Below are 17,066 nucleotides of genomic sequence, written 5' to 3'. Positions count from 1 at the left end.
GCGGCGGCTGCGCCGGCAACGCCGACTGGCGCCTGGCCCGCCGGACGCGCCCCGAGCGCCGGCCACCGCGGCGGGGCACGGTGACGTTTGACCGATTCGGTCGCGGGTAGCTGACCCGACGTGACCGACGACGCACCCGTGACCGAAGCGCCCGCGACCGACGAGGCGGACGTCCGGCGCCTCGACGACCTGCTCGAGGACCTCTACCGCGGCCAGGAGCGGATCAGCCAGGCGGACATCTACCGCCGGGCCGTCGCCGCCGAGCTGCCCGCGCGACTGCTCACCCGGATCTCGGCGCTGCCCGAGGGCGAGTACGCGGTCGACGAGGCGGCCGACCTGCTCGGCGGATCGGTCACCTGACGCCCCCGGCCCCCGCACGGCCGGCCCACGGCGCGCCGCCGGTGGGCCGGGCGGCCTCCCGGGCGCCGGGCGGCCGACGAGCAGTGAGGAGAGCTACATGTCCCACCACGAGGAGCAGCACGAGAAGCTGCCGGCGCTCGGTCAACCTCCCGAGGGCACGGACACCCTGCCCGAGCCCGACTTCGCCAACGAGCACGACGCGACGGCAGTGGACCGTAATGTCATCACCGGCGAGGACGAGGACGAGCGCGAGCCGGAGGCGTCGCGGGGCTGGGCCGGGGAGGACCACGGCACCACCCCGACCTGACCGCGGACATTCGACGTCACGAAGGGGGGCCGGCGGTGCCGGCCCCCCTTCGTCGTCGTCCTCGCTCCCGCTCGACCTGTCCTCACTCCTCGTCGTGTCCGCCGCCCTCGGCGGCGCGCTGCGCCACCGCGTACGCCATCTGCAGGAAGTCCGAGGCGGCCACGGCGGTGAGCGCGGTGGCGACCAGTCGGGTCAGCCGGGGCGACAGCACCAGCCCGCCGGTCAGCCCGGTGGCGACCCAGACGGCCAGGCAGAAGGGGCAGCTCAGCAGCTCCCCGATCGCGTGGCGGGTGCTGCTGCCCTGGTCGCGGACCTGCTCCATCACCTCGCCGCTGCCGATCGGCCGGTCGTAGCGGGTGAACGGCGCCCGCAGCGGGCTGGTCACCGCGTCCTTGGCGAGCAGCCGGCTGAGCTTGTGGGTCGCGATGCCGAGCAGCACCACGTCGGCCGTGGCGGGCCGGTCGGGCACCTGCCGGCCCGTCACCTTGACCAGGCCGGCGAGCGCGCCCGCCACGCCGGCGTAGACGCCCATCGACACCAGGTAGCCGCCGAGCGGCCGGTGCTCGTGCGGCGCGTACGCCCGGCGTAACCGCGCCACCTTCTCCTTCACGTCGGTCACCGGGTCTCCTCGATTCCTCGGGTCGTGCGGCCCGGCTCAGCCGGCCTGCAGGTTGTCGGCCACCTCGCGGGCGAGGCTGTCCAGCGCCTCGCCGGCCAGCCGGTCGGCGTCCGGCGCGCCGGTGAGGTCGAGCCGCGTCCGGGCGCCGCCGGCCTGGGCCGGCTCCACCCGGATCTCGGCGGACCAGTCCCCGGTGGCGCTCCACCGGGCCCGCAACTCCTCCGCGCTGACCTCCTCCGCCGGGCTGCCGTCCGCGCGCAGCGCTTCGGGCAGCCACGCCGACGCCCGGTCGGGGTCGGTGGCGGTGCTGAACACCACCTCCGGCGGCGCGGACATGCCGCGCTCGGCGTGCGCCATCAGGCGTCCCGCAGACGGCTCGGGTCGACCTCGCGCCCGGGATGCCGGGCGAGGTACTCGGTCTCCAGTTCCGCCGTGCGGCGCAGGTGGTTGGCGAGCGCCGAGTCGGCCGCGTGCCGCAGCGTGTCCAGCCGCGTGCGGTGCAGGCTGTGCATCTCGCGGACGAGGTCCTCGTCGCCCAGCTCGGCGGGGTCGACGCCGAGCAGCTCACCGTCGGTGTCCGTCTCGCCGGAGGCCATGTCGTGGACGTGGTCGCCGTCCCACTCGGGCATCCGCTGCTCCGGGCTGCCGAACTCGTCCTGCCGTGTCGTTCCGGTCATCATCGCCCCCCTGGTCGTCTTGGGCTGGCGTCTACACGGATGCCCACCGGGGGTGGCACCAAACCATCCCGCCACTACGACACCGCGTCGGAGAGCCCGGCCCGCCCCGGTACTCTCGATGCCATGAGACGGCTCTGGACCCCGGCGTGGATCGCGCGCCACGTGGCCATGGTCGTGCTGGTCGCCGGGTTCCTGGGGCTGGGCTGGTGGCAGGTCAGCCGGGCCGCGGCCGGCAACGCGATCAGCTGGGGCTACGCGGTCGAGTGGCCGATCTTCGCGGGCTTCGTGGTGTTCGTCTGGTGGCGTGAGGTCCGGCACACGCTGCGCGGCCGGCCAGAGCAGGCCGCGCCGGAGCAGGCCGCGCCGGAGCAGGCCGCGCCGGAGCAGGCCACCGCCGGGACGCGGCCCGCCGACGCCCCGGCGCGTCCGGTCGTACGCCGGCCCGTGCGGGTCGCCCGGATGGTGCCGGCGGCGGTCCACGGCGGCGAGGACGCGGACCTGGCCGCCTACAACCACTACCTGCAATGGCTGAACGACAATCCGGGCGCCAAGCCCGGTGACTACCCCGGCTGAGGCCGGGCGCGGAAGGACGGACGACGGTGGGCGCAGCCCTGACCCGGTACCGCGTGATCGCCTGGATCGTCGGCGTGGCGCTGATCCTGTTGGTCGTGATCGGCATGCCGATGAAGTACGGCTTCGACAACCCGATCCTGGTGGAGACCGTGGGCCAGGCGCACGGCTTCCTCTACATGCTCTATCTGGTGGCCGCGTTCGACCTGTCCCGCCGGGCGGGCTGGCCGCTGAAGCGGATGGTCCTGGTCATGCTGGCCGGCACGGTGCCGTTCGTCTCCTTCTACGCCGAGCGCCGGGTCAGCGGCTGGGTGACCGCCGACCGGGCGGAGCGCACCCCGGAGCCGGTCGCCGGCTGAGCCGGCTACCGGTTCGGCCGCCACGGGTCGGCCGAGGCGAGCGGGTCCTCCCAGCCGCCGTGGCGGTTCATCTCCCGGGCCCGGCGCAGGGCCCGGGTGACCTGGCCGAACTGCCGTTCGTCGTCGCTGCTGAACAGCAGCACCTGCGCGCCCCGCCGGCGGCCCCACAGCTCGTACGCCGGCGGCCGCCACCGGTCCCCCACCACCGCGACCAGCACGGGCAGCAGGAACACCGCGCCCAGGATGAGGTACGCCCCGGCGGTCAGCCGTTGCAGCCCGCCGGTGAAGCCGAGCAGCAGCCCGACCCCGCCGAGCATGGCGCCCGTGACCACGACGGCGCGGACGGCGACCCGGTCGTGCGGCCCGCGGGTGGTCTCCAGGTGGGTCAGTTCCGTCACCGGCCAACTGTTGCGCCCGACGGTGAACCGGTCGACCGTCACGATGATCCCGGGCCGGGCGTAGAGCAGGGTGTTTCGTCCGGCGGTCGCCCCCGGCGACCGCGCCTGTCGTGTCGTGGCGGGCTGAGGGTCCATGGCTGCACCTCCCGCGGCTGCGTGCCGGGGTCGGCCCGCCGACGGCTCACATCCATGCCGGTCGACGGGATTCCCGGCTCCGCGGTTCATTGTGTGGCGCACGTGCCACCCGGTACGCCGGTTTCCGCCCGCCCGGTGCGACGTCCGACCTGCTGGCTCGCCAGGTCGAACCTCCATGTCCGTCTTGTCGGTCATGGCGACTCATGCTCCACCGGCATCAGTCGACAACGACGAACGGCGCGAATGACCCAAAGCGCTTGTAATCGGCGATCAGGCCCCGACGGGGCGAGCCGACCGACACGCACCGTCAACCGCCCGGACGATGCTTCCCGCCACTTTGCCAACATTCGCCCCTGCTTCAACTGCGGGTCACTCTCGCCACGGGTTACGTTGTCCGGGCCGGCCGGTCGCCCGCCGTCCACCAGGACGGCACCGGCCCGGTGCCGCCGGGGGCGTCAGCAGCCCGCGGCGGCCGATGGGAGAGGAGCCTTCCGCTCTTGTCGTCCCTCAGGAACACGCTGCGCGCCCTGCTCGTCGCCGCGGTGTCGGCCGCCCTGGTCGCGCCCGCGGTGCCCGTCCGGGCCGAACCGTCCCCCGCCGAACTGACCCGGCGGATCGAGAAGTCCTCCACGGAGCTGGAACACGTCGTCGAGGCGTACAACAAGCTCCGGGAGGAGATGAAGACCAACAAGGCGGCCGTGGCCCGGGTGCAGAGCCGGATCGGCCCGCTGGAGGAGGAGACCGAGCGGAGCCGGGCGGACGTCGGCGAGATGGCGGTGACCGCGTACAAGACCGGCAGCAACCTCACCACCGTCGAGGCGCTGCTGCGCCCGGGCGGGTCGGAGACCATGCTCGACCGGCTCGGCATGCTCGACCAGCTCACCCGGCAGCGACAGCAGAAGATCGCGAACTTCACGGGCAACCAGCGCCGGCTGCTCGACGAGAAGACCCGGTTGGACGTCACGCTGAGCCGGCAGGCCGCCCAGGCCCGCCAACTGACCGCCGCGAAGAAGCGGATCGAGGGCGACCTGGCGGAGCTCTACGAGCTGCGCCGCCAGGCGTACGGCCGGGCCACCGAGAAGCCGGCCGCCCGGCCCGACAGCGCGGACGACGCCCCGGCGATCTCCGGCCGCGCCGGCGTCGCCGTCCGGTACGCCTACGGCGCGCTCGGCAAGCCCTACGTCTGGGGCGCCGACGGGCCGAACGGCTACGACTGCTCGGGCCTGACCTCGGCGGCCTGGCGGGCGGCCGGCAAGTCGCTGCCGCACAACACCCGGATGCAGTGGGACGCCGTGGCCCACATCAGCCGTGCCGAGCTGCGCCCCGGCGACCTCGTCTTCTACAGCGGCCTCGGGCACGTGGGCCTCTACGTCGGTGGCGGCCAGGTGATCGACGCGCCCAGCGCGGGGCGCAACGTGCTCAAGCGGGGCATGAACCTGATGCCCATCCAGGGCTACGGTCGGGTCCGCTGACCCGCGGACACGGCGAACGGCCGGCGCCCCTGTCGGGCGCCGGCCGTTCGCCGTGGTCGCTACCTGCTCAGGCCGCCTGGAGCCCCTCGGCCCGGGCCAGCTCGCGGAGCCGGCCCAGCGCCTGGATCTCCAGCTGACGGATCCGCTCCCGGGAGAGCGAGAACCGCGAGGCCACCTCGGTCAGGGAGTGCTCCCGACCGTCCTCCAACCCGTAGCGGGCCCGCATGATGCCGGCCGACCGGTCGTCGAGGTGGTTGAGCAGTCCCTCGATCCGCTGCCGCTCCAGGCCGGTGAGGACGATCTCCTCCGGTGACGGGGCGTCGCTGTCGGCGACCAGGTCGCCGAGGTTGGTGTCGCCGTCGTCGCCCACCGGGGTGTCCAGCGACACGGTGTCCTGCGACCAGCGGACCAGCTCGTTGACCCGCTCGACGGTGACGCCGAGCGCCGCCGCGATCTGCTCCGGCTCCGGGTCGCTGCCCAGCTCACGGGTGAGCTGCCGGGCCACGTTGCGCATCCGGTTGACGTCCTCGACCAGGTGCACCGGCAGGCGCACCGTACGCTCCTGCTGGGCGATCGCCCGGCTGATGGCCTGACGGATCCACCAGGTCGCGTAGGTGGAGAACTTGTAGCCGCGCTCGTAGTCGAACTTCTCGACCGCCCGCACCAGGCCGGTGTTGCCCTCCTGGATCAGGTCCAGCATGGGCATGCCCGAGCGCACGTAGCGGCGGGCGATCGACACGACCAGTCGCAGGTTGGCCCGGATGAACAGGTCCTTGGCCCGCTCACCCTCGGCGACCAGTCGCTCCAGGTCCTCCCGGTCGACACCGGCGGGGACGCGGTCCTCGCCGAGCAGGTGCTCGGCGTAGAGGCCGGCCTCGATGGCCTTGGAGAGATCGACCTCCTTGGCGGCGTCCAGCAGTGGCGTCCGGGAGATCTCGTGAAGGTAGACGCCGACCAGGTCACGCTCCTCGGCAACCTCGTCGGTTCGCATGCCGATGTTCTTGTCCACGTTTCCCACGGTCCCCTCGCTCGCGCCGGTTGCCCGGTTCCTTGCCATCCCCACGTCCATCAGCCCTCCCCCGTAACTTCCGCTGTGCCCGCCGGTGCTGACACCTACACAACAGATGAGACGCGTCGGGGATTCCATGTCGTGAGTCGAAAGTGTCACGAATGCCTGATAATCCGCTGAGAGCGCGGTCCACGTTTGCTGTCAGCACTCGGTGTGGCTGCTCGCCGGTGGGCACCACGGAGGTCGGCGGCTCGACGCGTCGCCGCCGCCCCTGGTAATGGCAACACCGCCCGCCCAGGTGGCACAGCGACCCGGCTCACCGCCGCGCTGCGATCCTCGTCACTGCCGGATACGCGCCGGTGGGCCGGTCGGTTCATCCACACCCGTGGTAATACCCCACGCCCAGATGAACAATCCGCACCGCGGATCCATGCCCGGCGCGCGGCGGGGCTTCCGCGCGTGACGGGGCGACCCGGTGGGTGAGGCGGGTCTAGGACGCCAGGAGGGCCAGGGCGCCGCGGACCTGGTCGGCGGAGCGGGCGAGGGCAGCCCGGGCGGCCGACATCTCCGCCCCGGAGACGAGCGAGACGAGCGCCGTCTTCATGTCTCCGTCGGCCTCGGCGAGGGCCCGCCGGCAGACCTCCTCCGAGCAGCCGGTCGCCTCCATCAGGATCGAGATCATCCGACCGCGGAGCTTGGCGTTGGTGGCCACCATGTCGATCATGAGGTTCGAGTAGACGCGGCCCAGTCGCACCATCACGGCCGTGGAGAAGGTGTTCAGCACCAGCTTCTGCGCCGTGCCCGCCTTCATCCGGGTCGACCCGGTGACGACCTCGGGGCCGGTGTCCACCCCGATGAAGACGTCCACCGACCGGGCGGCCTCCGCCTCCGGGTTGGCACAGAGCAGCACGGCAGAGGCGCCCTTGGCCCGGGACGCGGCGAGCGCCCCGAGGACGTACGGGGTGCGCCCGCTCGCGGCGAGCCCGACCACCAGGTCCCCCGCCCGTACGCAGTCGGCGGCCTCGGCCGCACCGCCCCGGTCGTCGTCCTCGGCGTCCTCGACGGCCCGCCACATGGCGTCCGGCCCGCCCGCGATGTGCGCGCAGAACCAGTGGCGGGGCGAGTTGAAGGTCGGCGCGAGCTCGGCGGCGTCGATCACGCCGAGCCGGCCGGACGTGCCGGCGCCGAAGTAGTGCACCCGGTGGCCGCCGCGCAGCGCGGTCACCGCCAGGTCCACCGTCGCGGCGATCTCGTCCAGCACGTCGGCGACGGCGCCGGGCACCCGCCGGTCGGCATCGTTGATCACGGCGAGGACGTCCCGGGTCGACATCAGGTCGAGGTCGGCGCTGTGCGGGTTGCGCCGTTCCGTGGGGGCGCCGACCCGGATCACCGGCCGGGCCGCCACCGGGGCCGTCACGTCGTGCGGTTCGACCGCCTCGGCCGTCATGCCCGCCTCCGTCCCGAGCCGACGCGGTGCGACTGGACCGCCTCGGCGGTGGCTTCCAGGGCCTTCCTGGCCCGGGACCGGTTCCGCGCGGCCACCCCGACGAAGAGGCAGTCGACGACGGTGAGCTGGGCCAGCCGGCTCGCCATCGCGCCCGAGCGGTAGGTGGTCTCGCGGGCCGCCGTGGTGAGCACGAAGTCGGCCACCTCGGTGATCGGCGAGCGGGGGAAGTTGGTCAGCGCCACCGTGGCCGCGCCCCGGGCCCGGGCCTGCTCCAGCACCTCGATGACGTCGGAGGTGGTGCCGGTGTGCGAGATGCCGACCGCGACGTCGCCGCGGCCGAGCAGAGCGGCCGACGTCAGCGCGGTGTGCACGTCGGGGAAGTAGAAGGCGGTGCGGCCGATGCGGTGCAGCTTCTGCTGGAAGTCCGAGGCGACGAAGCCGCTGGCGCCGGCGCCGTAGACGTCGATCCGGCCGGCGCCCGCGATCGCCTCGACGACCTGCTCGCAGATCGCCGGGTCGAGCTGCTCGGCCGTCTCCTCGACGGCGCGCGCGTCGTTGAACGCGATGGTGGCGATGATCTGGGCGAGGTCGGCGCCGGGCGGGATGTCACCGCCGACGACCCGGGCGTCCGGCGGCTCGACCCGGCGGGCGGCCTCGGCGGCGAGCCGGATCCGAAGCTGTGGATAGCCGTCCATGCCGACCGACCGGCAGAACCGGATGACGGTCGCCTCGGATGTCTCGGCGGCGGTGGCGAGGTCGGTGATCGTCCGACGCGCGGCGTCGGCCGGGTCGGCGACGACCAGCCGGGCGACCCGCTGCTCGGCCGGCGACAACGACGGGAGCAGGCCGCTGATGTGGACGATCAGCCCACCCGGCTCGTGACTCGCAGAAATCTTCGGACTCTTCGCCACGGATGAAACTTACTTTCATGAGGCGTGAGCGTCAACCATGACTCCACGTGTCGAGGAAAACACTGCCCGCCCGGGATCGCCGGTTCCGCACAGCGTGCCACCCCATCGGTGCCGTCGCCTCCCCCGGGAGGGCGGCTGGGCCCTGCCGGACGGGCGCGCAAGATGGGCACCGATCCGGACAGACCACCCCACCTTCCCGCGTTTCGCGGCGCCCCGCCACCCCGACGGCACCGAGCGTCGGCGGTTCAGGGCGCTAGCGTGTGGCGCATGGCGGATCGTAGTGTGCTGGTCACCGGCGGAACGGGCGGGCTGGGCGGGGCGGTCACCGCCGCCTTTCTTGAGGCGGGTTGGCGGGTGGTCGTACCCGGGCGGGAGCGGCCGACGTCGACGGAGCCGGCGGGGGGCGGGCCGGTCCGAGTGGTCGCGGACCTGACCGACCCGGCCGGCGCGGAGCGCGCGGTCGCGGCGGCCGCCGACGACCCGGCGGCGCCGCTGCGGGCCGTGGTCAACCTGGTCGGCGGATACGCCGGCGGCGGGCTGGTGCACGAGACGCCGGTCGAGGAGTTCGACCGGATGCTGACGCTCAACCTGCGGCCGACCCTGCTCGTCACCCGTGCGGCGCTGCCGCGCCTGGTCGCGGCCGGCGGCGGCGCGGTCGTCTGCGTCTCCTCCCGCGCGGCCGTCGCGCCCTTTCCCGGCGCCGCGGGCTACGTGACCGCCAAGGCCGCCGTGCTCGCCTTCGCCAACGCGGTGGCGGTGGAGTACCGGGCGGCCGGGGTCCGCTGCAACACCGTGCTGCCGAGCGTCGTCGACACCCCCGCGAACCGCGCGGCCCAACCCACCGCCGACCACTCGCGCTGGGTCACGCCGGCCGACATCGCGCCGGTGGTCCGCTTCCTCGCCTCCGACGAGTCCGCGCCGACCAGCGGCGCCAGCATCCCGGTCTACGGTCGCGCCTGACCCGTCGCCCCCGGTCGTCAGCCGCCCGCCGCGACCGGCTCCACCCCGGGCGCGGCCACCACCGCCTGGGGAGCCGGGATCGCGGCGGCGCGGGGTCGACCCCCGTCGGCGGCGGCGAGCCAGCCCATCAGGTGGGACCGGATCTGCCGGGACACCTCCTCGGGCGGGCGCCCCGCGTCGACCACGACGAAGGTCGGATATTCCGGCAGGGCCCGGTACGCGGCGTCCGCGGCGGTCAGGTAGCGCATGCTCTCGTGGTCGGTCCCGCGCTGCTCGATCCGCCGGTACGCCTCCGCCGGGTCGACCGCCAGCAGGAAGGTCACCTGCGGCCGCGGGAAGATCCGGTAACCCAACCGGGCCAGCCGCTCCCAGCGCTGGCCCCCGTGCGCGCGGATGCTCGCGTACTGGCAGGCGGAGTAGCGGTCCATCACCGCGATCCGGCCGGTCGTCAGGCAGGCGAGCAGGGCGGCGGCGATGGCGAGCCAGCGCAGCGCGGACTCCACGGCCAGCATGCCGGTGCGCCCGACGAGGCGCTGCGCGTCCGGGCGGCCGAGGCGGTGCGCGAGGCGGCCGAGCCAGCGCCGCCCGCCGGCGTTGCGATGGTAGGTGGCGGGGTGACCCGCCGCGGTGAGCGCGTCGGCGAGTTGGTGCGCCTGGGTGGTCTTGCCCGAGCCGTCGATGCCGATCAGGGCGACGGCGCGCAATCGGGCCCTGCCGCGCCGTGCCTCCGGTGATCTGGACACCTTGCCCAGGCTATCCGACCCGCGCTCGCGTTCCCCGGAGATTTGTGCGGACTCATCCGGGTTGACCCCACCCGCGCCGCCTGCCAGGTGTGGCCCGCCGGGATGCCGGGTACCGGAGTTGGATCAGCCGCCCACCACGACGACGGGAGATGCCAATGGCCGAGCGCGGGGACGAGAGCCTGGTGCACACGCTGAAGAAGGTCGCCGCCGTGCTCAAGCAGGAAGAGATTCCCTTCGCGCTCGGCGGCAGCTTCGCCGTGTACGCCCACGGCGGCCACTCCAGCGAGCACGACGTCGACTTCCTCATCCGGGAGGTCGACGTGGAGCGCGCGCTGGAGGCCCTGGTCGCGGAGGGCTTCACGGCCGAGCGCCCGCCCGAGGACTGGCTGGTCAAGGTCTTCGACGACGGGCGGATGGTCGACCTCATCCACCGGCCCATCGAGACGCCGGTGACCGAGGAGACGTTCGCCGACACGGTCGTACGGCCGGTCGACGCGATCCACATGCCCGTGCTCTCGGCCACCCAGTTGATGGTGCACAAGCTGCTGAGCTTCTCGCAGCACTACTGCGACTTCGCCCGGGGCCTGCCGCTCGCCCGCTCGCTGCGGGAGCAGATCGACTGGGAACGGGTACGCAAGGAGACGCAGCACTCGCCGTACGCCGAGGCGTTCCTGGTGCTGCTGGACCGGCTGGACGTGGTGCCGTACGCCGGCGCCGCGCAGGGAGAGGGGACACCGTGACCGAGCACCGCGACGTCGCCACCGGGCCACCCGACGAGTACGTCGAGGCGGAGATCCACCGGCTGCTCGCCGAGGACCCGGACGTGGCAGAGCAGGGCATCACCGTGGTCCGCCGGGAGCGCGGCCTCGTGCTCTACGGCGAGGTGGAGAGCCCGCACCGGCGGGAGGAGATCCTGCGCCGGGTGGCCGAGCGTTTCCCGGACGTGCCGATCACCAGCGACATCGGGGTGATCCGCGCGCAGGCGCCCACGGAGATCGAGCAACTGCCCTGAGGAGGTTCCATGGTGATCCGGATCGCCGCCGTGGGTGACGTGCATCTGGACGAGGACGTGGTCGGCCGGTTCCGGCCGGCGCTGGAGGAGCTGCCCGAGCACGCCGACGTGCTGCTGCTCGCCGGGGACCTGACCCGGCACGGGACGGAGTCGGAGGCCCGGTGCGTGGCCACCGAGTTCGGCGGGTTGGGCGTGCCGGTGGTGACCGTGCTCGGCAACCACGACCACCAGTGCGACCAGGTGCCGCAGGTGGTCAAGGTGCTGGAGGACGCCGGGATCAGGGTGCTGGAGGGCGACGGCGTCGTGCTCGAGTGTGCCGGCGGGCGGCTGGGCGTCGCCGGCGTCAAGGGGTTCGGCGGCGGCTTCGCCGGGCGCTGCGCCAGCGACTTCGGCGAGCCGGAGATGAAGGCGTTCGTCCGGACCACCACCGAGAGCGCGGACGCGCTGGCGGCGGCGCTGCACAGCCTCGACTGCGACGTGCTGGTGGCGCTCACCCACTACTCCCCGGTGCCGGACACGCTCGCCGGGGAGCCGCTGGAGATCTACCCGTTCCTGGGGTCGTACCAGCTCGGGCAGGCGATCGACTCGGCGCCGACCGCGCTCGCGCTGCACGGGCACGCGCACGCCGGCACCGAACGGGGCACCACCCCCGGCGGGGTACGCGTCCGCAACGTCGCCCACCCCGTGATCAAGCAGGCCTACAGCGTCTTCCACCTGGGCGACCACCTCGATCAACCGGAGGTTTCCCGGGTCGGCGGCTCGGGTACTCAGCGACCATGGAGCTGATTCTCTGGATTCTCGCAGTCGTACTCGTGGTCGCCGGCATCCTCGCGCTGTTCCGCCGGCAGATCCTGTGGGGCATCGTCCTCATCGTGGTGGGCCTGCTGGTCGGGCCGGGTGGTGTCAGCATCTTCAGTTGACGTGGCGGCTCGACGCCGCCGCCCGAGGACCCGCCGGGGTCGTCGTGGCCGGAACTCCGTCCTCCCGACAGGAGCCTCCGGACGCGACGACCCCGGCGTTTCGCTGTCCGGGGGGCGGGGACGGGTTTACCGGCCGCCGGAAGGGAGATATCTCGACCATGGAGATGTCTCGGAGCGCGGGGCGGACGCACGGCGCGCGGCAGTGGTGGGCGCTGCTCGGCTTCGGGGCGGCGGTCTTCGTCGCCGCCGCCGTCGGCGGGCTGGGCGTGCGGGGCACCACGGCGGAGTACGCCAGCCTCGAACAGCCCTCCTGGGCCCCGCCGTCCTGGCTCTTCGGGCCGGTCTGGACCGTGCTCTACGCGATGATCGCGGTGGCCGGCTGGCTGGTCTGGCGGCGGATCGGCTTCGGCCCGGCCCTCTGGGCGTGGATCGCGCAACTGGTGCTCAACGCGGTCTGGACGCCGCTCTTCTTCGGCGCGGGCCGGTACGGCCTGGCGTTCGCCGAGATCCTGCTGATGTGGGTGGCGATCGGCGTGACGGTCGCCCTCTTCCGGCGGCTCTCCCGCCCGGCGACGCTGCTGATGCTCCCCTACTGGGCGTGGGTCACCTTCGCCGCCGCCCTGAACTTCACCATCTGGCGCCTGAACAGCTGACCCGCCGCGCCGGGACGGGTGACGGGCCGGGGCCCCGGCGAGACGCCGGGGCCCCGGCACCCGCTCAGCAGCGGGGCACGTTGGGGATGTAACCGTCGTGGCCGGTGTAGACGTAGGCGTCGGCGATGAAGCGGCCGCTGCCGATCCGGTCCCAGATGGTGCTGGTGCCGTAGGTGCCGGTGACGCTGGTGCCGCTGGTCTGGCAGTAGATCGTCACCCTGGTGCCGTCGGCGACGGTGCCTACCGCGGCGTACCCGGTGCCCGGGCCGGAGCGGACGGTCAGCGCGGTCCCGTTGGTGTTGACCGTGCCGGAGCCGGCGGCACTGCCGCAGCCGTTGTCGCTGGTGTAGGTCTTCGTGCCCCAGTAGAGAGCGAGCGCGCCGTTGAAGCGGACCTGGATGTCGCTGCCGTTGAGGCGCTGCTCGTAGTGCAGGTGCGGACCGGTGGAGCCGCCGGTGCTGCCGACCCAGCCGATCACCTTGCCGTAGCCGACCGTCTGGCCGACGGAGACGTTGAAGCCGTTGAGGTGGGCGTAGTAGGTGCTGTAGCCGCCGCCGTGGTTGATCCGGACGTACTTGCCGTAGCTGGTGCCGCCGAGGTCCGTGACCCGGTCGACGGTGCCGGGCGCGCTGGCCACCACCGGGTCGCCGAGGTCGTCGGTGCGGTTGAAGTCCACCGCGTACGCCGGGCTGTGGCCGGTCCTCGTCTGGCCGGACCAGGACTGCCCGCAGGGGAAGGGCACCTTGAACGTGGGAGCGGCCATCGCCGGGGCCGCCGGGAGCACCACGCCCACCGCCAACAGACCCGTCGCCAACAAGCCGAGCCATCGCTTACGCATCCACAACCTCCCATGTTGAAATCTTTCTATGACTGCCCCCAGCGTGACAGAAATCGCCACTCCTGAAAAGATGTCCGGACTCATATGGGAGCGTGCCCACGCGACGGCGGCCGGGTTTCCGGATTGTTACTCGGTCGTGTCCGGCCCGGGGTGGACCGGGCCGGATGCAAGCGCTTACATGTGGGGACGCCCATCGGACCGGCGCGGGTTCGATTCCCCCACGCGCCGGCAAGGAAGGAGAACGGCATGGCGTTTGCCAGATCACGCCAGGCTCTCGCGATCGCCGGCGTACTGGGGCTGGCGCTCAGCGCCACCGCCTGCGGCACCGGCAACGACAAGAAGAGTGACGCCGCGGGCTCCGCGGAGTGCGCCGCATACGACAAGTACGGCGACATCGAAGGCAAGAAGGTCACGATCTACTCGTCGATCCGGGACATCGAGGAGGACCGCCTCGAGGAGTCCTGGAAGCAGTTCGAGACCTGCACCGGCGTCGAGATCGACCACGAGGGCAGCGGCGAGTTCGAGGCCCAGCTCGGCGTCCGCGTCGACGGCGGCAACGCCCCCGACCTCGCGTTCATCCCGCAGCCCGGGCTGCTCAAGCGCTTCGTCGACTCGGGCAAGCTCAAGCCCGCCGGCGCCGAGACCAAGAAGACGGCCGAGGAGAACTACCCGGCCGACTGGCTGAAGTACAGCACCGTCAACGGCCAGTTCTACGGCGCCCCGCTCGGCTCCAACGTGAAGTCGTTCGTGTGGTACTCGCCGAAGACCTTCAAGGAGAAGGGCTGGACCGTCCCGACCAGCTGGGACGAGCTCATCTCCCTGAGCGACAAGATCGCGGCCAGCGGCACCAAGCCGTGGTGCGCCGGCATCGAGTCCGGTGACGCCACCGGCTGGCCGGCCACCGACTGGATCGAAGACCTGATGCTGCGCACGCAGACCCCCGAGGTCTACGACCAGTGGACCACCCACGGCATCCCGTTCAACGACCCGAAGGTCGTCGAGGCCGTCGACAAGGCCGGCACCATCCTCAAGAACGACAAGTACGTCAACGCCGGCTTCGGCGGCGTGAAGAGCATCGCCACCACCTCCTTCCAGGAGGCCGGCGTGCCGATCACCACCGGCAAGTGCGCGCTGCACCGGCAGGCGTCCTTCTACGCCAACCAGTGGCCGCAGGGCACCAAGGTGGCCGAGGACGGCGACGTCTTCGCCTTCTACTTCCCGGCCATCGACGCGGCCAAGGGCAAGCCGGTGCTGGGCGGCGGCGAGTTCGTCACGGCCTTCGCCGACCGCCCCGAGGTCCAGGCGGTGCAGACCTACCTGGCCTCCGGCGAGTACGCCAACAGCCGCGCCAAGATCGGTGACTGGGTGTCGGCGAACAACAAGCTCGACCTGGCCAACGTCGCCAACCCGATCGACAAGCTCTCCGTCCAGATCCTGCAGGACAAGAGCACGGTCTTCCGCTTCGACGGTTCCGACCTGATGCCGGCGACCGTCGGCGCGGGGACGTTCTGGAAGGGCATGGTCGACTGGATCAACGGCAAGGACACCAAGACGGTGCTCGACGGCATCGAGAGCAGCTGGAAGTGATCTGACCGGTGGGCCGGTCCGCGGACGCGGGCCGGCCCACCGGCAAATCCAGACCTGGGAGGGTCGATGGAGTTCGACTTCGCGGAGGAACAGCCGAAGTTCCTCATGCTGATGTACGGGCTGATCGCTTTCGTCGCGGTGGTGGGCGGTCTGCTCCTGCTCCTCGACGTGGTGCCGGCCTGGTTCGCCCGTCGGCGGGAGGCGCAGCTCGTCGCCGCCTCCGCGAACGGCGCGCCGCTGCCCCGCCGTCCGAAGCAGCGGGAGGGGCTCCTCGCGCTGTTCTTCCTGCTGCCGACGCTGCTGCTGCTCACCATCGGGCTGGTGGTGCCGGCCATCCGCACCACGATGCTCTCCTTCATGGACGCGAACAGCAACGGCTGGGTGGGGCTGCGCAACTACGGCTGGATGTTCTCCGAGGGCTCGATCGTCCGGGTCCTGGTCAACAGCCTGATCTGGGTGCTCCTGGTCCCGCTGGTGGCCACCGCGTTCGGCCTGATCTACGCGGTGCTGGTGGACAAGGCCCGGTTCGAGGCGGTCGCCAAGTCGCTGATCTTCCTGCCGATGGCGATCTCCTTCGTCGGCGCCAGCATCATCTGGAAGTTCGTCTACGCGTACCGGGGCGAGGGCCAGGAGCAGATCGGCCTGCTCAACCAGATCGTGGTCAGCCTCGGCGGCGAGCCGAAGCAGTGGCTGCTCGAGTCACCGCTGAACACGTTCCTGCTGATCGTCATCATGGTGTGGATCCAGGCCGGCTTCGCGATGGTGGTGCTCTCCGCCGCCATCAAGGCCATCCCCGCCGACATCGTGGAGGCCGCCCGCCTCGACGGGGTCACCCCGTGGCAGATGTTCTGGCAGATCACCATGCCGAGCATCCGGCCGGCGCTGATCGTCGTCGTGGTGACGCTGTCCATCGCCACCCTCAAGGTCTTCGACATCGTGCGGACGGCGACGAACGGCAACTACGAAACGAGCGTGATCGCGAACGAGATGTACAACCAGGCGTTCCGGTACGGCCAGAACGGGCAGGGCTCGGCGCTGGCGGTCTTCCTGTTCGTCCTGGTGGTGCCGATCGTGATCTACCAGATCCGCAACATCCGTCAGCAGCGGAAGGGCTGAGATGACCACCGCAACGCCCACCGTCGCCGCCGGCACCCAGAAGACCGACGGCCGTACGTCCACCACCGCCGCCCGGGTGCGCAAGCGCCTCAACAGCCGCACCGCGACCCTCGTGTCGATCGTCATCGCGATGCTCTGGACCATCCCGACCTTCGGCCTGTTCATCTCGTCGTTCCGGCCGGAGGACCAGATCAAGAGCACCGGGTGGTGGACCTTCTTCACCGACCCGCAGTTCACCTTCGAGAACTACCAGGAGGTGCTGTTCGGGCGCTCCTCGTCGTCCGGGCAGCTCGCCAGCTACTTCATCAACTCGCTGGCGATCACCATCCCGTCGGTGCTCTTCCCGCTCGCCTTCGCGGCCCTGGCCGCGTACGCGCTCGCCTGGATCAACTTCCGGGGGCGGGACTGGATGTACATCGCGATCTTCGCGCTGCAGATCGTGCCACTGCAGATGGCCCTGGTGCCGCTGCTGAAGTTCTTCTCCACCGGCGTCACCATCGCCGGGGTGACCGTCATGCCGGCCTGGGACCTGGTCGACGAGCAGAAGTTCGCGCAGGTGTGGTTCGCGCACACCTGCTTCGCGCTGCCGTTCGCGGTCTTCCTGCTGCACAACTTCATCTCGCAGCTCCCGGGCGACCTGATGGAGGCCGCCCGGGTCGACGGGGCCAGCCACCCGAAGATCTTCCGCTCCATCGTCCTGCCGCTGATCACCCCGGCGCTGGCCGCGTTCGGCATCTTCCAGTTCCTCTGGGTCTGGAACGACCTGCTGGTCGCGCTGATCTTCGCCGGTGGCAGCAACGAGACCGCCCCGCTCACCGTCCGGCTGGCCGAGATGGCCGGCACCCGGGGCAACGAGTGGCAGCGGCTCACCTCCGGCGCGTTCGTCTCGATCGTCGTACCGCTGATCGTCTTCCTGTCCCTGCAGCGCTACTTCGTGCGGGGCCTGCTCGCCGGCAGCGTCAAGGGCTGACGC

Annotated in this window: 23 protein-coding genes; 14 read left to right on the top strand and 9 right to left on the bottom strand. The window is 71.9% G+C overall.

The genetic code is table 11. The annotated features are described in order from the left end of the window. Window positions 1-120: 120 nt before the first annotated feature. Window positions 121-360, top strand: coding sequence for a hypothetical protein (locus GA0070606_RS22085; protein ID WP_091103723.1), 240 nt, complete (start codon window positions 121-123; stop codon window positions 358-360). Window positions 361-457: 97 nt separating this feature from the next. Continuing rightward, window positions 458-667: a hypothetical protein gene (locus tag GA0070606_RS22080; protein ID WP_091103720.1), complete on the top strand. Its 210-nt coding sequence runs from the start codon at window positions 458-460 to the stop codon at window positions 665-667. Window positions 668-749: 82 nt separating this feature from the next. On the opposite strand, the gene GA0070606_RS22075 is transcribed toward GA0070606_RS22080, so the two are convergent. The 3 genes from GA0070606_RS22075 to GA0070606_RS22065 are packed head-to-tail and all read right to left on the bottom strand — an operon-like array spanning window position 750 to window position 1,966. Then, window positions 750-1,286: a DUF1360 domain-containing protein gene (locus GA0070606_RS22075; protein ID WP_091103717.1), complete on the bottom strand. Its 537-nt coding sequence runs from the start codon at window positions 1,284-1,286 to the stop codon at window positions 750-752. Window positions 1,287-1,322: 36 nt separating this feature from the next. After that, window positions 1,323-1,643 carry an SRPBCC family protein gene (locus tag GA0070606_RS22070; RefSeq protein WP_091103715.1) on the bottom strand — a complete coding sequence of 107 codons (321 nt, stop codon included), beginning with the start codon at window positions 1,641-1,643 and terminating at the stop codon, window positions 1,323-1,325. After that, window positions 1,643-1,966 (bottom strand): DUF6158 family protein, encoded by a 324-nt coding sequence (locus GA0070606_RS22065; RefSeq protein ID WP_091103712.1) that lies wholly within the window; start codon window positions 1,964-1,966, stop codon window positions 1,643-1,645. Before GA0070606_RS22065 ends, GA0070606_RS22070 begins: the two co-directional genes overlap by 1 nt. A 120-nt stretch (window positions 1,967-2,086) precedes the next feature. On the opposite strand from GA0070606_RS22065, the gene GA0070606_RS22060 reads away from it, so the two are divergent. Both GA0070606_RS22060 and GA0070606_RS22055 read left to right on the top strand, forming a co-directional pair. Continuing rightward, window positions 2,087-2,536 carry an SURF1 family protein gene (locus GA0070606_RS22060; protein ID WP_091103710.1) on the top strand — a complete coding sequence of 150 codons (450 nt, stop codon included), beginning with the start codon at window positions 2,087-2,089 and terminating at the stop codon, window positions 2,534-2,536. Between the two features lie 26 nt (window positions 2,537-2,562). Continuing rightward, window positions 2,563-2,892 (top strand): DUF3817 domain-containing protein, encoded by a 330-nt coding sequence (locus GA0070606_RS22055; RefSeq protein WP_091103707.1) that lies wholly within the window; start codon window positions 2,563-2,565, stop codon window positions 2,890-2,892. Window positions 2,893-2,897: 5 nt separating this feature from the next. Here the strand turns inward: GA0070606_RS22055 and GA0070606_RS22050 are convergent, their stop codons facing one another. Further along, window positions 2,898-3,425: a DUF6232 family protein gene (locus tag GA0070606_RS22050; protein WP_176737389.1), complete on the bottom strand. Its 528-nt coding sequence runs from the start codon at window positions 3,423-3,425 to the stop codon at window positions 2,898-2,900. A 497-nt stretch (window positions 3,426-3,922) separates the two neighbouring features. Here GA0070606_RS22050 and GA0070606_RS22045 point away from each other — a divergent pair, with 497 nt between their 5' ends. Then, complete coding sequence (locus tag GA0070606_RS22045; protein ID WP_091103704.1) at window positions 3,923-4,897, top strand: C40 family peptidase; 975 nt, start codon at window positions 3,923-3,925, stop codon at window positions 4,895-4,897. 67 nt (window positions 4,898-4,964) lie between these two features. Here the strand turns inward: GA0070606_RS22045 and GA0070606_RS22040 are convergent, their stop codons facing one another. From GA0070606_RS22040 to GA0070606_RS22030, 3 genes are all read right to left on the bottom strand, one after another. Beyond that, complete coding sequence (locus GA0070606_RS22040; protein WP_176737563.1) at window positions 4,965-5,954, bottom strand: sigma-70 family RNA polymerase sigma factor; 990 nt, start codon at window positions 5,952-5,954, stop codon at window positions 4,965-4,967. A gap of 442 nt (window positions 5,955-6,396) precedes the next feature. Beyond that, window positions 6,397-7,353, bottom strand: coding sequence for an N-acetylmuramic acid 6-phosphate etherase (gene murQ / locus GA0070606_RS22035; RefSeq protein WP_091103698.1), 957 nt, complete (start codon window positions 7,351-7,353; stop codon window positions 6,397-6,399). After that, window positions 7,350-8,264: a MurR/RpiR family transcriptional regulator gene (locus tag GA0070606_RS22030; protein WP_091103696.1), complete on the bottom strand. Its 915-nt coding sequence runs from the start codon at window positions 8,262-8,264 to the stop codon at window positions 7,350-7,352. The genes murQ and GA0070606_RS22030 overlap by 4 nt, the downstream gene beginning before the upstream one ends. Window positions 8,265-8,531: 267 nt before the next feature. Here GA0070606_RS22030 and GA0070606_RS22025 point away from each other — a divergent pair, with 267 nt between their 5' ends. Next, complete coding sequence (locus GA0070606_RS22025) at window positions 8,532-9,224, top strand: SDR family NAD(P)-dependent oxidoreductase (RefSeq protein ID WP_091103693.1); 693 nt, start codon at window positions 8,532-8,534, stop codon at window positions 9,222-9,224. 17 nt (window positions 9,225-9,241) lie between these two features. On the opposite strand, the gene GA0070606_RS22020 is transcribed toward GA0070606_RS22025, so the two are convergent. After that, entirely contained in the window at window positions 9,242-9,967 is a 726-nt protein-coding gene (locus GA0070606_RS22020) for a dTMP kinase (protein WP_091103690.1), read from the bottom strand. 155 nt (window positions 9,968-10,122) lie between these two features. Here GA0070606_RS22020 and GA0070606_RS22015 point away from each other — a divergent pair, with 155 nt between their 5' ends. The 5 genes from GA0070606_RS22015 (at window position 10,123) to GA0070606_RS22000 (ending at window position 12,552) form a co-directional block, all read left to right on the top strand. Further along, window positions 10,123-10,707, top strand: coding sequence for a nucleotidyltransferase (locus tag GA0070606_RS22015; RefSeq protein ID WP_091103687.1), 585 nt, complete (start codon window positions 10,123-10,125; stop codon window positions 10,705-10,707). Then, on the top strand, window positions 10,704-10,979 hold the full coding sequence (locus GA0070606_RS22010) for a hypothetical protein (protein WP_091103684.1): 276 nt from the start codon (window positions 10,704-10,706) through the stop codon (window positions 10,977-10,979). Before GA0070606_RS22015 ends, GA0070606_RS22010 begins: the two co-directional genes overlap by 4 nt. A gap of 9 nt (window positions 10,980-10,988) precedes the next feature. Further along, on the top strand, window positions 10,989-11,765 hold the full coding sequence (locus tag GA0070606_RS22005; protein ID WP_091103681.1) for a metallophosphoesterase family protein: 777 nt from the start codon (window positions 10,989-10,991) through the stop codon (window positions 11,763-11,765). After that, window positions 11,756-11,899, top strand: a complete 144-nt coding sequence (locus tag GA0070606_RS32635; protein WP_018786997.1) for a GPGG-motif small membrane protein — start codon at window positions 11,756-11,758, stop codon at window positions 11,897-11,899. The genes GA0070606_RS22005 and GA0070606_RS32635 overlap by 10 nt, the downstream gene beginning before the upstream one ends. Window positions 11,900-12,057: 158 nt before the next feature. Next, window positions 12,058-12,552: a TspO/MBR family protein gene (locus tag GA0070606_RS22000; RefSeq protein WP_091103679.1), complete on the top strand. Its 495-nt coding sequence runs from the start codon at window positions 12,058-12,060 to the stop codon at window positions 12,550-12,552. A gap of 64 nt (window positions 12,553-12,616) precedes the next feature. Here GA0070606_RS22000 and GA0070606_RS21995 read toward each other — a convergent pair whose 3' ends face one another. Continuing rightward, window positions 12,617-13,390, bottom strand: coding sequence for a M23 family metallopeptidase (locus tag GA0070606_RS21995; protein ID WP_091103676.1), 774 nt, complete (start codon window positions 13,388-13,390; stop codon window positions 12,617-12,619). A 246-nt stretch (window positions 13,391-13,636) separates the two neighbouring features. Between GA0070606_RS21995 and GA0070606_RS21990 the strand changes: the two genes are divergently transcribed. From GA0070606_RS21990 to GA0070606_RS21980, 3 genes are all read left to right on the top strand, one after another. Next, the gene (locus GA0070606_RS21990; protein WP_091103673.1) at window positions 13,637-14,977 is read left to right on the top strand and encodes an ABC transporter substrate-binding protein; all 1,341 of its coding nucleotides are present in this window, start codon (window positions 13,637-13,639) and stop codon (window positions 14,975-14,977) included. A 66-nt stretch (window positions 14,978-15,043) separates the two neighbouring features. Then, a complete protein-coding gene (locus tag GA0070606_RS21985) occupies window positions 15,044-16,093 on the top strand; it encodes a carbohydrate ABC transporter permease (protein WP_091103670.1) in 1,050 nt (349 codons plus the stop codon). Window position 16,094: 1 nt separating this feature from the next. Next, window positions 16,095-17,063 carry a carbohydrate ABC transporter permease gene (locus tag GA0070606_RS21980; RefSeq protein ID WP_091103667.1) on the top strand — a complete coding sequence of 323 codons (969 nt, stop codon included), beginning with the start codon at window positions 16,095-16,097 and terminating at the stop codon, window positions 17,061-17,063. Window positions 17,064-17,066 lie beyond the last annotated feature (3 nt).

Source organism: Micromonospora citrea (assembly GCF_900090315.1).
Taxonomy (GTDB): domain Bacteria; phylum Actinomycetota; class Actinomycetes; order Mycobacteriales; family Micromonosporaceae; genus Micromonospora; species Micromonospora citrea.
The sequence above is the reverse complement of the archived record's forward strand: the minus strand, read 5'-3'. Positions and strand labels throughout refer to the sequence as shown.